Origin of the sequence: Psychroflexus salarius (assembly GCF_900129035.1) — a bacterium.
Classification (GTDB): domain Bacteria; phylum Bacteroidota; class Bacteroidia; order Flavobacteriales; family Flavobacteriaceae; genus Psychroflexus; species Psychroflexus salarius.
In genome coordinates, this window is record NZ_FQTW01000001.1 from 219127 (window position 1) to 233213 (window position 14087).

General features: G+C 31.7%; 12 protein-coding genes. All 12 read right to left on the reverse strand.

Annotated features, from left to right (window positions below):
* Positions 1 to 54: 54 nt before the first annotated feature.
* Positions 55 to 1104, reverse strand: a complete 1050-nt coding sequence (queA, locus tag BUB82_RS00960; protein WP_073190758.1) for a tRNA preQ1(34) S-adenosylmethionine ribosyltransferase-isomerase QueA — start codon at positions 1102 to 1104, stop codon at positions 55 to 57.
* A gap of 81 nt (positions 1105 to 1185) precedes the next feature.
* Positions 1186 to 2433 carry a 3-phosphoshikimate 1-carboxyvinyltransferase gene (gene aroA / locus BUB82_RS00965; RefSeq protein WP_234949741.1) on the reverse strand — a complete coding sequence of 416 codons (1248 nt, stop codon included), beginning with the start codon at positions 2431 to 2433 and terminating at the stop codon, positions 1186 to 1188.
* Positions 2426 to 2686, reverse strand: a complete 261-nt coding sequence (locus BUB82_RS00970) for a hypothetical protein (protein WP_073190762.1) — start codon at positions 2684 to 2686, stop codon at positions 2426 to 2428. Before BUB82_RS00970 ends, aroA begins: the two co-directional genes overlap by 8 nt.
* Positions 2687 to 2690: 4 nt before the next feature.
* Complete coding sequence (locus BUB82_RS00975) at positions 2691 to 3017, reverse strand: nucleotide pyrophosphohydrolase (RefSeq protein WP_073190765.1); 327 nt, start codon at positions 3015 to 3017, stop codon at positions 2691 to 2693.
* 73 nt (positions 3018 to 3090) lie between these two features.
* Complete coding sequence (locus BUB82_RS00980) at positions 3091 to 5091, reverse strand: DUF3857 domain-containing protein (protein WP_073190768.1); 2001 nt, start codon at positions 5089 to 5091, stop codon at positions 3091 to 3093.
* Positions 5092 to 5100: 9 nt separating this feature from the next.
* Positions 5101 to 6987, reverse strand: coding sequence for a DUF3857 domain-containing protein (locus BUB82_RS00985; protein ID WP_073190771.1), 1887 nt, complete (start codon positions 6985 to 6987; stop codon positions 5101 to 5103).
* A gap of 58 nt (positions 6988 to 7045) precedes the next feature.
* Complete coding sequence (gene dtd, locus BUB82_RS00990; protein ID WP_073190774.1) at positions 7046 to 7489, reverse strand: D-aminoacyl-tRNA deacylase; 444 nt, start codon at positions 7487 to 7489, stop codon at positions 7046 to 7048.
* Between the two features lies 1 nt (position 7490).
* Positions 7491 to 8444, reverse strand: coding sequence for a ribosome small subunit-dependent GTPase A (rsgA, locus tag BUB82_RS00995; protein ID WP_073190778.1), 954 nt, complete (start codon positions 8442 to 8444; stop codon positions 7491 to 7493).
* Between the two features lie 3 nt (positions 8445 to 8447).
* Positions 8448 to 9527, reverse strand: a complete 1080-nt coding sequence (locus BUB82_RS01000) for a bifunctional 3-deoxy-7-phosphoheptulonate synthase/chorismate mutase type II (RefSeq protein ID WP_073190781.1) — start codon at positions 9525 to 9527, stop codon at positions 8448 to 8450.
* Positions 9528 to 9711: 184 nt separating this feature from the next.
* Positions 9712 to 12393: a carboxypeptidase-like regulatory domain-containing protein gene (locus BUB82_RS01005; protein ID WP_073190784.1), complete on the reverse strand. Its 2682-nt coding sequence runs from the start codon at positions 12391 to 12393 to the stop codon at positions 9712 to 9714.
* Positions 12394 to 13113 (reverse strand): GLPGLI family protein, encoded by a 720-nt coding sequence (locus tag BUB82_RS01010; protein ID WP_073190786.1) that lies wholly within the window; start codon positions 13111 to 13113, stop codon positions 12394 to 12396. It lies immediately after the preceding gene.
* Positions 13114 to 13473: 360 nt separating this feature from the next.
* Complete coding sequence (locus BUB82_RS01015) at positions 13474 to 13989, reverse strand: hypothetical protein (RefSeq protein ID WP_073190789.1); 516 nt, start codon at positions 13987 to 13989, stop codon at positions 13474 to 13476.
* Positions 13990 to 14087 lie beyond the last annotated feature (98 nt).

A 14087-nucleotide genomic window follows, 5' to 3' on the forward strand; every position in this document is an offset into this window, starting at 1 on the left:
AAAAAGTCGGTTGTTAAAACCGACTTTTTTTTATTAATTTCTACGTTGAAAGTATTAAATAATTAACATCGCATCTCCATAGGAATAAAATCTATATTTTTCTTTAATAGCTTCTTTGTAAGCTTTTTCCATTAAATCGTGACCAGCAAACGCAGAAATCATCATTAAAAGTGTTGATTTTGGCATGTGAAAATTTGTAACCATACAATTAGCTATACTAAAGTCATATGGAGGAAAAATAAATTTATTAGTCCAACCATTATATTCATTTAAGCGCTGGTTAGAACTTACAGCACTTTCAATTGTTCTCATCACTGTTGTTCCAACAGCACAAACTCGTTTTTTGTTATCTAAAGCTGTATTAATGGTTTTAGTGGCTTCTTCATCAATCATGATTTCTTCAGAGTCCATTTTATGCTTTGATAAATCTTCAACTTCAACAGGGTTAAATGTACCTAAACCAATATGTAAAGTAACTTCAGCAAAGTTAATTCCTTTTATTTCAAGACGCTTCATTAAATGCTTTGAGAAATGTAAACCTGCTGTTGGCGCTGCAACTGCACCTTCTTTCTTAGCATAAATAGTTTGGTAACGATCTTCATCTTCAGGCTGAACATCACGCTTTATGTATTTGGGTAGAGGTGTTTCTCCTAATTCATTTAATTTTTTTCTAAAATCTTGATAAGAACCATCATATAGAAAACGCAGTGTTCTTCCTCTGGAAGTGGTATTATCAATAACTTCAGCAACTAAGCTTTCGTCTTCACCAAAATAAAGTTTATTTCCAATTCTAATTTTTCTAGCAGGATCTACTAACACATCCCAAAGACGTGTTTCAGGATTTAACTCTCTCAATAAGAAAACCTCAATTCTAGCTCCAGTTTTTTCTTTATTTCCAAAAAGACGCGCTGGAAAAACTTTCGTATCGTTGAATATCATCACATCATCTTCATCAAAATACTCGATAAGATCTTTAAACATTTTATGTTCAATCTCTCCAGTTTTACGATTAACAACCATTAAGCGTGATTCATCTCTATTTTCAGCTGGAAATTCTGCTAATAATTCTTCTGGTAATTCAAATTCAAATTGCGATAATTTCATTCTTTAGCGGTATTTATTAAATTTCGCAAATATACAACTTGAAGATAGGCGATGTCAAGTAAAGTCTTGTATTATTTTAAATTATTTTGTAATCTTAGCAATAATACCGTATTGTTTAAGGTCTTCCCAATAATTTGTATAAGATTTTGAAACCACTTCTGGGTTTTCAATACTCAATTTAGTTTTTAAAGCAAGTGGCGCAAAAGCTAAGGCCATGCGGTGATCGTTATAGGTTGAAATAACCTGATAAGGCTCTAATTTACCAACTGATTGAAGTTGTAAAGTAGAATCTGAAATTTTAACACGACCTCCAAATTTTTCTAACTCAGTCTTGAGTGCCTGTAAACGGTCGGTTTCTTTAATCTTTAAAGTGTGTAATCCACTTAATTCACAATTTATATTTAGGCCTAAACAAGTTACAGCAATGGTCTGAGCTAAATCTGGTGTCTTAATTAAATCAAGCTTAATTTTAGAATAAAGCTTATTTATTTTAGTGATTTTAATAGTTTTATGGTCAACTTGCTCTGTCTTTACGCCAAATTTTTTATAAATATCACGCAATGCGGCATCACCTTGAACACTGTTTAAATTGAAGTTAGACAAGTTTACCGAAAAACCTTCATTTGAAAATGCTACTAAGGCATAATGATATGAAGCGGAACTCCAATCAGATTCAATTTCAACTGAAGTAGGTGAATTTGAATGTGATGAATGAACTTTTATTTGACTTTGATTAAAATCAACCTTTATTTGCTGTTGTTCTAATAAAGCCTTTGTCATTTCTAGATAAGGTCGTGATGTGATGTTACCTTTTAAATTTATGTTTAAACCTTGAGGCAGCTTTGGCGCAATTAACATTAAGGCTGAGATGTATTGACTACTTATATTGGCTTGAATACTAATTTTATCTTTAGTAAGATTTTCGCCCTTAATTTTTAACGGCGGATAACCTTCATTTTTTAAATATGAAATCTTTGCACCAAAATTATTTAAAGCGTCAACCAATGGTTTTATAGGGCGTTGATGCATACGTTCACTACCAGAAATAACAAACTCTTGCTGAGGAATTGTAGCACATAGAGCTGTTAAAAAGCGCATTGTTGTTCCAGCGTGGCCAACATTAATTTTTATTGTTTTAGACTTAGTCTTTAACTGTTTCAGGGCATTGACTAAATGCATGGTATCATCGCTATCTGAAAGATTTGCAATATCTAAACCGCCTAAAACCTGATCAAGAATTAAAGCCCGATTAGACTCACTTTTTGAGCCTGAAATTTGAATTTCTATCGGTTGCCTTGGGTTTGCTGATTTTTCTAGAAAGCTAATCACCTTTTTCCTGTTCTTTAATTTTTCCTTTGAATTTAAAATAAGTAACAATGAAACCATAAATACTTCCACTTGCAAGGCCGCCGATAATTAATTTTATAAACTCAAAATTAGCAAAACGAGCCGCTTTAAATTCATCAAAATTAAAGTCATAAGTTATTACAAAATCAACAATAATATAAACAACACAAAAACCTATGGCTAAAGTGTAAACTGATTTCCAAAACCCTGGATAATTAATTACTTTTTTAAACATAAAGCTACTTTAATTTTTTGTTATTATGATGACGGTCATGGTCACGTTTGGTTTTGATATCAAGTTTTTTATTAAAAGATTCTTGTAAATCGACGCCTGTTTGATTAGCAAGACAAAGTACTACAAATAAAACATCTGCAAGTTCTTCTCCTAAATCTTTATGTTTATCACTTTCTTTTTCGCTTTGTTCGCCGTAACGTCGCGCAATAATTCTGGCAACCTCACCAACTTCTTCGGTGAGTTGCACCATATTGGTCAACTCATCAAAATAGCGAACACCATGATTTTTAATCCATTCGTCGACGACTTTTTGTGCATTTTCAATATTCATTACTTAAAAATTATAAAAGTTAAATCTACTATAATTAGGCGAAGAAATTTATAAAACACTACTGAATTAATCATTAAACTTTTGAAAGCACGATCTTTTCATTTTCTTTATCTACAATAGACTGATAGAGTTCTTTTAGGCTTTCGTAATATTCTGAAGGTAAAATACTGGCATTGATATTGAATATAACTGTGAGTTGTATTTTATCCTCGCTAGCCATTACTAAATATTGATATGTACCTATTTTATTAGGTAGACCAATAACTTTTTTTTCAGGCACATAATCTATGGTGTAACCATCAGGAATTGAAATATTAAAAGTTTGTCTTAATGACCGAGGATAAGTAAAATCAATTGGATAATTTCTTGTTTTATCTTTAAAAGGATTTTCACTAGTTTTAAAAAATAGCATTGGAGTTATATATATTTTATCACCAATTACATCGCTAAAAGAATTTGTAGTTTTAAATTTATAAGAGCGCATAACAGGTTTTGATAAGTCTTTAATATATTTATTGGTGTAGTTACTAACATCATCTATACCTTCATAATTTTCTTTTAGTCTTTCTACCTGCTTCTCTAAAGGCATATTACTTCTAGAAGTTCTATAGCCTAAAGCATAATTTTCATAAAACACTTCGCGAACTTGGCCTTGCAAAACGCCATTATCTTTTAAAATACCTGTTAAATTCGTATTAATTTTTGATGGTGATTTTGGCATCAAATCAAATTGCTCTGATTGTTCTTCACTGTAAATGATGCGTCCTATCCAATTTAAAACTCTTTTAGGCAGAACATTTGGTGCTGAATAAGGTTCTGTAGCATCTAAATGATAGGTTTTATTATCTATAATAGCCAAGCTAGTGACATAATTAAATCCGCTAATTGTTGGAGAAAATGGAATACCTTTAGCTATTGTACTACTCACAACTGGATAAGCCTCGATACCTGCATATTTCAACATAGATGTTAACATCAGATTTATCTCTGCAGAATTTCCTTCACCATTTTTATAAATGCGTTTTAATTTATCTGAACAAAAAAGTCTATTTTTATTATTCCATTTTATTTTCGATTTTACATGATTGAAAATCAACATTAAACGATTTAATTGATTTGAAGTTGAACTAATTAAAGCATCAATATCATCTTCATAATACTTTGTTTTGCTTAATTCTTTACCAAAATCATCAGATTTCATTATAACTTTAGAAACATCTTGCCAGGTTTGATTAAAGTTTTTTCTTTTACCTGTTTGGCCTAGACTTTTAACTGACGCAATTTCATATTTAACTGAAGTTTGGTAATTACTTACATTATTAACATAATTCTCACCTGTAATTTTCGGAACATTTTTTGCAATTATTGTGGTAAAGTTTATTTTAGAAGCTATTTTACCACTATTTGAAGGACCTGTGTTATTGCTACTTCTATAATAAAACTCACCGTCCTGAATATCTGTATTTTTTTCTAGACTATGCTTACCCCTAAAATAACCTCTGTAGGCTAAGTATGTTGCTGGTGAAACTAGAATGAATTCTGAAAAATCTACCGGTATTTCTTTTTGAAATGTCCATTTTGGTAAAGACGTAACATGTGGAGATTTTATGGTATAACTAATCTCAATAACAGATCCTTCTTGAACATTTGGAAGTGCTAATTTTTTAAGATGCCATAACTCACTTGGTTCTTCTTCATAAATGTTTCTGTTTCTGATTTTGTCTCTAGTTATTTTACCATCTTCTAAATTGTAGACATAACCTTTAATATTAATAACTCTTTCTTCATCAGAATTTGAATTGCCTACATAAAATGGAATTGTGATATCAGCTTGGTTTAAACCATCTTTTGTATAAATTTTTATTCGTGAAGTCTTGTTAAAAATATAATTCCAACCATCAGTAAACTCAAATGAAATTTCGCCTTGGTCAAACAAAACTGCTGCTGAAGCGGTTGAATCTGTTGGATGAACAGCTTGCTTTAAATCATTAATGGTAACTTTTTTTAAGTCGGTTTGTGCGATAGTTGAAACGGTCACACAAATAAGGAAAATACAGAAATTTGTAAAACGCATAAGTCTCTTTTAGTTTAATATAATTTTGGTTTGGTCACTTCTCGAAATATCATCTAGAAATGCAGTAAATTCTTTATAGTCTGATTTTTGAAATTTGTTTTTTTTAATTTCAATACTTCTCTTTACAATAAGAATATTTTTGTCTGTCAATTGAAAATTTAATTCATAGTCTCCGAATTTTGACTTGATAGAGATATTATCAGGTAAGTCTGAAGCTTTATAATTTCCTAAATTGTAAATATATTCATCTACATCTTTATAGCCTCGTTCAATTTCAAAAGGATTAGAGCGATTTTTATAGTCTTTTGCTGAAAATGATTTTTGATTAAATGGGTTCACTTCTAAAATCACATCATTACCGAATTTTTTTAGGTATTTTTCAGCATTTAACTTTACATCTTCAGTAAAAACCACGTCATCTTTATTATTGCTGAAATTATAGCTAGTAATGCTTAAACGATTTAAGTTACCCCAATAATTCTTATAATATCTTTGAACAATCCTATCTTCTACTCTATCTAAACCTGCTTTACGATCATACTGTGTACCGTGAGAATTAATTTCAATTTCAGCATCCATATCAAGACCATTAAAACTAATGTTTGCTGTCGAATTTTGAAGGTTATAATCATTTATGTATGATGGTGTTTGTATAATTTTGCCACCAGTGTCGTCAATTGCTAAAACTTTACGATTATCTGTAAAAGTTCCTAAAAAATTAAATGGCTTGGTTTGACTTGTACATTCTAACCAGTAATCTTCATCTTGATCCTCAACTTGTAAAATAACATGATCTCCTTGCATTGAGAAAAAGTCAGGATCAATATCACGTTGATTAGAACCTGAATAAACGACACAGTAATTAGATTTTATGCCCACACTTTTTAGTAAAGCCATTGTATAGTTAGTCAAAGCTTTACAATCACCATATTTTTTATCAAAAACATCTTTGGCAGGCATTGGTCTCCAACCGCCAATCCCAAGCTGAACACTAATATACCGACTATTATCTTGCATAAAGTTGTAAATTAGTCTTGCCTTCTCTTTAGTTGAAGTCGCATCTGCAACAAGATTTTTAACTTGTGTTTCTAGCTGTTTGGGTAGCTGGTCATTACCTTTTAAAAGATTATTGTATCTCCAGAGGCCAAACTCTTTCCAATTGTTTGCTTTTCCTTTTACACCTTCTAAGTTAAATTCATTTAAACCAAATTTTACTGAAGGAACAAATGATTGAAATGAAGGACTATATGCTTCGCTCTTAATGGCTGGCATATCAGTAGCTTTAAAATGAAAATCTGAAATTTGTTCTATTGAAAAACGCTCAAAATTTTGAGTTTGATAGCGTAATTTGATAGGCGTATTATTGACTATCTTATAAGTAGATTTTTCAACTGATTGAAAATAGCGATCTAATGGAAAAAATGGACGTATAAAGGCTGTGTTTTCGGTTTTTAGCTCATATTCAAATTTTACTGTTACAGGATAACTCTTAGGTTTATAATCAAAATAATAAACCCTATTATCTGAATATAATGTGCCATTTGATACAGCGCTTTGGTCTTTAAAATCGCGTTTTTTAAAATGCTCGACTTCTTCACCTACAAGATTATAAACATAAAAATCAAGGTCTTTAATTTTAGTAGCATCATCATAATGCACATAAGCTCCTACTTGTTTTAAACCTGAATTATTAAAAACTGTAATTACGCGCGATAATTTAATCGTCATTTTGTCAATGGCATCTATAATGACTTCAGTATTTTCATCTCTAATAACAGAGTTTGCTGATTGTTTTAAGGTGTCTTTAACTGTTAAAGCAGAATATATTTCTTGAGTTTGAGCTGTTGTAATAGTTGAATAAATTAGAAAGATACACAACAGATGGATTAACTTCATGATGTAGGTTTTTTTCAAAAATATACATTTAGATTTTATTAACAAATAAAACCTAAAATTAATCTATATCAACTATAATATTTATAGGTCCATCATTTTCAGAAATAACTTTCATATCAGCGCCAAAGCGACCTGAAGCAATTTTATGTTTATAGGCTGATTCTAATTTTTTAACAAAATAATCATATAGTAATTCTGCATGTTCTGGTTTGGCCGCTAACCTAAAATTAGGTCGATTCCCTTTCTTGGTAGAAGCATACAATGTAAATTGACTAACCACTAAAATTTCACCTTCAATTGATGATATGTTGGCATTTATGGGTTTAGAATCTGATGGAAATAATCTAATTTTTAAGATTTTATCGACAAGTTTATCTGCTGTAAATGAAGTATCGGTATGCGTAATTCCTAAATAAATTAAATAACCCTTTTGAATTTCGCCCACAGTATTTTCGTCTACAATAACTTGAGCTGAATTTACCCGTTGAATAATGGCTCGCATATCATTTTAAATGTTGAAATTGGTCTTGACGGTAATTATCGTCTTCAGATTCTAATATTTGTAAATAGCTTTGATATCGCGTAAATTCTACTTTGTCTTCGTCTAAGGCTTGTTTAACAGCACATTTTGGCTCATCGACGTGTAAACAGTTATTGAATTTACAATCTTGTTTTAATTCAAAAAATTCTGGAAAATAATTACTTAACTCGTATTTATCGATATCAACCACACCAAAACCTCTTATTCCTGGTGTATCTATTATTCTTGCCCCAAAATTTAAATCATACATCTCTGCAAATGTTGTGGTATGTTGGCCTTGCAAATGTTGTTCTGAAATTTCTTTGGTTTTTAAATTCAATCCTGGCTGTAAACTGTTGATTAAGGTTGACTTTCCTGTACCACTATGACCAGAAACCAAGCAAGTTTTATCTTGCATTAAAGCTTCAACTTGACTAATATTTTTACCGGTAAGTGCAGAAATACCTATGCAGTTGTAACCGATAGAACGATAAACTTCAGCGAGGTATTTCATTTCCCCAAATTCAACATCAGTTAAGGTATCAACTTTATTAAACAGTAATGTTACAGGAATTTGATAGGCTTCAGCCGTCACTAAAAATCGGTCTATAAATGTTGTAGATGTCGCGGGATTATTGAAAGTGACTAACAAAAAGGCAATATCAATATTTGAAGCTATAATATGGGTTTGTTTTGAAAGATTAACCGATTTACGAATAATATGGTTTTTTCGTTCATTGATTTTGGTAATTACAGCTGTTTGCTCATCGCTGCTATTATCAAAGTCATAGTCAACTAAATCACCAACAGCAACAGGATTGGTACTTTTTAAACCTTTAATCCTAAATTTACCTTTAAGTCGTGCTTTTATAAATTGGCCGGTTTCAGTTTTTAAATGATACCAACTACCAGTCGATTTATAAACACGTGCTGTCATAGGCTATTGACTTATAATTTTATGTTGATGCTGTATGGATTCTTGGTGAATAGCCTTTAAAAACCGAATTACAAATTCTTTTGATAATTCATTTTCATCTGCATTAGCAATTAAACGTTGTAATATCGCATTCCAGCGTTCGGGCTGAAGTATCGCCACATTATTTTCTTTTTTAAGATACCCAATAGAATCTGCCACTTTCATGCGTTTTCCTAGAGCTTCCAAAATCTGATCGTCGATTAAATCAATCTTTGCTCTCAATTGCTTAATGTCTGTGTTAAATTTATCTTCACCTTCTCTATTTCTGATTTTTAAATCAACTGTCATTTGATCTAAAAAAGCTGGCGTAATTTGCTGAGCAGCATCGCTCCAGGCTTTATCTGGCGTGTGATGTGTTTCAACCATTAAACCATCGTAATTTAAATCAAGAGCGGTTTGACAAATATCAAACACCAAATTACGATCACCTGCAATATGCGATGGATCGACAATTAGAGGTAAATCAGGAAAGCGACTTTGTAAGTCGACAGCAATTTGCCATTCCGGGTTGTTACGATATTTTATTTTTTCGTAAGTAGAAAAACCACGATGTATTACGCCCAGATTTTTAATATCAGCCGTATAAAATCGTTCTACTGCGCCAAGCCACAAAGCTAAATCTGGATTAACTGGATTTTTTACAAGTACAATTTTATCTGTGCCCTTTAAAGCATCTGCAATTTCTTGAACAATAAAAGGACTCACCGTACTTCGAGCACCAATCCAAAGTACATCAACATCTGCTTTTAAAGCTAACTCAACATGTGTTTTATTAGCAACTTCGGTAGCAATTTTTAAACCAGTTTCTTCTTTTGCGCGTTTAAGCCACTCAAGCCCAATAGCGCCAACACCTTCAAAGTTGCCTGGTCTTGTGCGTGGTTTCCATATCCCAGCACGCATAACGCTTGTATCGGTATCTTTTAATTGGTGAGCAATGGTTAACACTTGTTCTTCAGTTTCTGCACTACAAGGTCCAGCAATCACTAAAGGATGGTTTAAATTAAAATTGTTTAACCAGTTTTTTAACTGCTTGTCGTTATTCATAAAACTATCTAATATACAGCAAAAATAAATTTAATTCGCAATTAATAAGCAAATTTAATAGGCTTTTAGGGAATTTTTCATAACAAAAGTGTTTGCCCTTCTATTTAAGTTTGAAATAATATTTATCAAAATAAAAACGATTCACAAAAAGTGAAATTAAGCCGTTGATATCACTATATAATCTCTAAAGTTTGTAGGTAAGCTGAAGTAAAATAATTCGAGGTTGAATGAGTTGGCGTTGGTCTGAAATTACAAATTCTGAAACATTGCTTCGCCTTCTAAATCCCGTATTAAAAATGTTGGTCGCTTGTAAAGAAACTCGCCAGGCTTTATCCGGATTCCAATATTCAAGGCTTGCATTACCAATATCAAACCGGTTAATACTATTACTGGATTGGTTTTCAAAATAAGTGAGTCTGTAATCAAACTTCACCAAAAAATCTTCCCAAAAATCATATTCTAGGCTTGCAAAAGGCTGTATTTGCATAATATTAGTTTCAAGACCTGGTGATTTTAAGCGAGTAAATTCCTGGGTAATACCCAAGTCAAGATTAGGGAAATCATCATAAGCGCTATTGGTTTGAAGCGTGTAAGATATAAAATCTGAAGTATATTCAACTGCATTATCATTTATCAGGCGACTATAATTATTGCGTGTTCCTGTCACAGACAAATCTACGTACCATTTGTAAAAACCTTTGTTAATCATTAAAGAGCCTAAAAGTGCATTTTCTGGTAAATTGGTATAAAATAATTCTTGAATTTGATCTATGCCATCAAGGTTAGTGCGGCTTCTTATGGAACGTTCTTGAACTCTATAATTAAAATTGGCACTGTAGGTTAACTTCTGACCCAAATTGAATTTAAAATACTGCAAGGACAAATTATGATACAGCTGATTTTCTAAATTTTCATTACCACGAGAAAGTCGGTTAAAAGAAAGTAAACGAAGCCGATTAGCAAATTGCTGTGCGTTTGCAAAATTAGATTTCAAAGCATAATCTAAGCTATAATTTCCGCCGCTTTTAGTTTCATAATCTAAATTTACAGCCGGCAATAACACCCATTTTTGCGTATCAGCAATACTGGAATTAAACTGTAACACATCCCAACTATAGCGGTGTAGTTTTAGTGAAGGTTTACCTACAAACTCATCGATTTTAAATTTATATTCAAGACCGAAATAGCCATCTGTAAGTTGATAATCAAGCTGGTTATTAAAGCCTGCATCTTCAAAACTGAAGCGATTACCGTTATCTAGAAGCTGACCATCAAAGTTTGAAAAATCAGTGTTAAAATAATTAAACCCAGCAATAGGATATAGATGGTTGAAATCATTAATCACCCAATAGTGCTTAGCGTTAAATTGAAGTAAATGGTTGCGCTCACGTTGGTTTTGAACTAGATTAAAATCATCTTCAGTGATAACAAGCGGGATTAATTCTGAAAAAATGGACTGATTAAATAACCAATCTTGTTGATTGGTTTGTTTGTTATATTCATAGTTCAAATTTAAACTGGTGGTATGCGTGTATGAAAATTGTTTATTAGCCGAAAGCGCTTGAATAAAACTGAAATTATCAGGTTGTTGTTCACTTGTTAGTTGAAAAGCTTCAGTCTGAGACGTGGTTTGTGAACTTAAATTATTTCTTGTGTTGGCTCGACTTGTCTTTATAATGCTATTGGAGCTGTAATTAACTGAACTCAAATTATCATACTTGAGCATCAATTTCGATATACTAAAATCAGCTTCTTCTCTACTCCTTTGCGAGCGTGCTTCTTGATTGGCTAGTTCAGAAAAATAATCAAAATTAGTAGTTTGATCTCTTCTGGTCAACGAACTATTTACAATACTGTAAGCATTAAACTCTAAAAATGGGATAACTTCTTGATTAATGCTACCGGCTAAAAAATGATTTCGCTGAAATTTAAAATCATCTTGCCGTAAAAATTGATAAAAATTATCTCGAATTAAGTTTAATTTGTTGGTATTAGTCGCCGCCGAATAGCCACCTTCAAAATTGATATAATCCTTCAGCGTAAACGATTTTTCACCTGTATTATTTAAATCGCCAATAAAATTGATGGCTGTTTTAGGGCTATAGTAAAACAAGGTAGGATTAATTTGATAACGGGCTTTAACGCCACCTGCCGCAGCGATATCTCCGAACAAAAAACGCTTTTTACCTTCTTTTAGTTTAATATTTAAAGCCATACGGTCCGAATCTTCTAAACCTTTTAAAAAGGCAATTTCACTATAATTATCAAGTGCTTCAACTTCATCTACAGCATCGGCAGGAATATTATTTACACCAAGTTTTTCATCACCAGTAAAAAAAGTTTTGCCATCTACCATTAGTTTAGAAACCGGTTTACCATTAACCGTAACATTGCCCGCACGATCTACTTTAATTCCTGGTAATTTTTTAAGGATATCCCGCAATTTTCGTTCTTCGCCTGTTTTAAACTCATCGGTGCGATACGTAATGGTATCTTCTTTAACCACAACTGCCATTTCAGCTTCGATAATGACTTCATCTAAAGATTCGGTGCTGGTGTTTAACACAAAATCGCGCTCTGTATCTTGGGTAAGTGTAATGGTATCTGAAATTTTACTGAAACCAATATGGGTAATACTAAGTTCATAGGAAATATTAGCCTGCAGCTTTAAATTATAAGCCCCATTTATATCTGAAATATCAAATTGAAATGTGGCCTCATTAGTTAATGGTCTTGCAATTACATTAGTATTAGCAATGCCTTGCTTTAAACTATCGGTAATTTGACCTGAAAATTTAAGCTGTTGGGCTTTAGCACCTGCTAAAACCAATAAACATAAAACGGGTATCGCAAAGCTTAATTTCAATTAATTATCTTTAAATGGGTTGACTTTATCGATCATTTTTTGGTAAGCTTCAAGGCTAATTTGAGGTAAATTGGTTGGTGGAGATTCTAAAGCTGATGCCTCAACCTCTTTAAAACTAATAAGATTTGCAGTAAATAGTTGGCTTTCAATTTTTATAAGCAAGCCAGGGAGATTGCTGTAGTTTAATATATTAAAACTAATCGGAATATTTGGCGTATACCATAGCTTAAAATTATGTTTAGATGGAACTTCAACTTCTGCAAGATAACACTGGTACTTCCCTATTTGCTTAGTATCATTTAAAAGTGAAGTTGGATTTGGATCTACATTAAGTAAAAACTCCTTTATGTCAAGATAAGGACGCTTAATGTGCATTAAAGTGGAGTCCTTATCCTTTGTTTTATAATACTTTGTAGCACCTCCAGCAAACCGCAAAGCAGGGTCTAGCTTTCGCTTTCGATCTTGAATTCCCATATCTTGAACCACTTCGTAAAAACTGCGTTCTGCATTAAACACAAACTTGGCTTTAGCGGGTCTAGAATTTAGATATTTATCAAAGGCTTTTTTTAGTAAAGTAGGGTCAGTACCTTCTGACATCTTTTTTTCTATATGCGCTTTGAAGTGCGCTTTATTCACCTTAAACTGATAGATGGCTTCATAGGTTTGGGAATGAACACTAAGTTGTAAAAAAATAAATACTAGTAAAAATAATTGTCTCATAAGTAGTTATATTAAAAAACTGTCTTGAATTTAATCTAAACTGCTTTTAATTATTTTTAAGTTGGGTTTGTTGTTTTGTTAACCTATTTTAGAATAATACTATTTCTTTATTGTACGTGAAATCTTTATCTATTTTAATTTTTAAATGTGTTACTCTTCTTATTTATCACTATAAAAATGACCTCAAAATTAAATTTTCTTGGAAAATTTTTTAACAAAATAAAATATAACTACACCCAAAATATAAAAAACAATACAATCAGATATGCCGTTTAAATTAATTATTTTGAAATAATAAAAATTAATAGTGATAAATAGAGGTATAAGAAAAATAAATATTTGGTCGCCTATGTTTTTCATTTACCCAAATATAAGATACCCTATATACCCTAAAATAGCCCCACCAACAAAACCAAAAAAACCTTCGATAGTTGCACCTACTATAGCACCTGCACCTCCTGCAGGAACTGCAAGTATTCCTCCTGTTAAGGCACCGCCAATTACTAGACCTGAAAGTCCACCTGTGATTGCCCCTGATATCATGCCATAAACACCAGCCATTACTCCTCCAACCATTGCAGCATGTAAACAGTCATTTTTACCAAATGCTCCGTTGGTATTCATATAATTTTGGGTAGCTTCAATTAAAGCTATACCACTATTAAAAATTCTAAGTTCTGGATATGCAATCACATCTTCTTTAAAAGATTTTTTTATTTGCACTAATTCACTAAAGTTATTGTCTTCAACCGCTTTCAATAAATTTATTGCATAATCCTTTTGTTTATTATTTAAAAATTCTGAATTTTCAACATCGCTAATATTTACCTCAAATTGGTTATAGTTTTTAGGTACTATTTCAACTTCTAATCCCATTATATTAGATATATTTGCCAATAAGTCATTACTGCTGTAAAAATCATCAATTAATTGGATTTCAGATTGATTAGTGTATGTTAGATTACTTAAAAAAA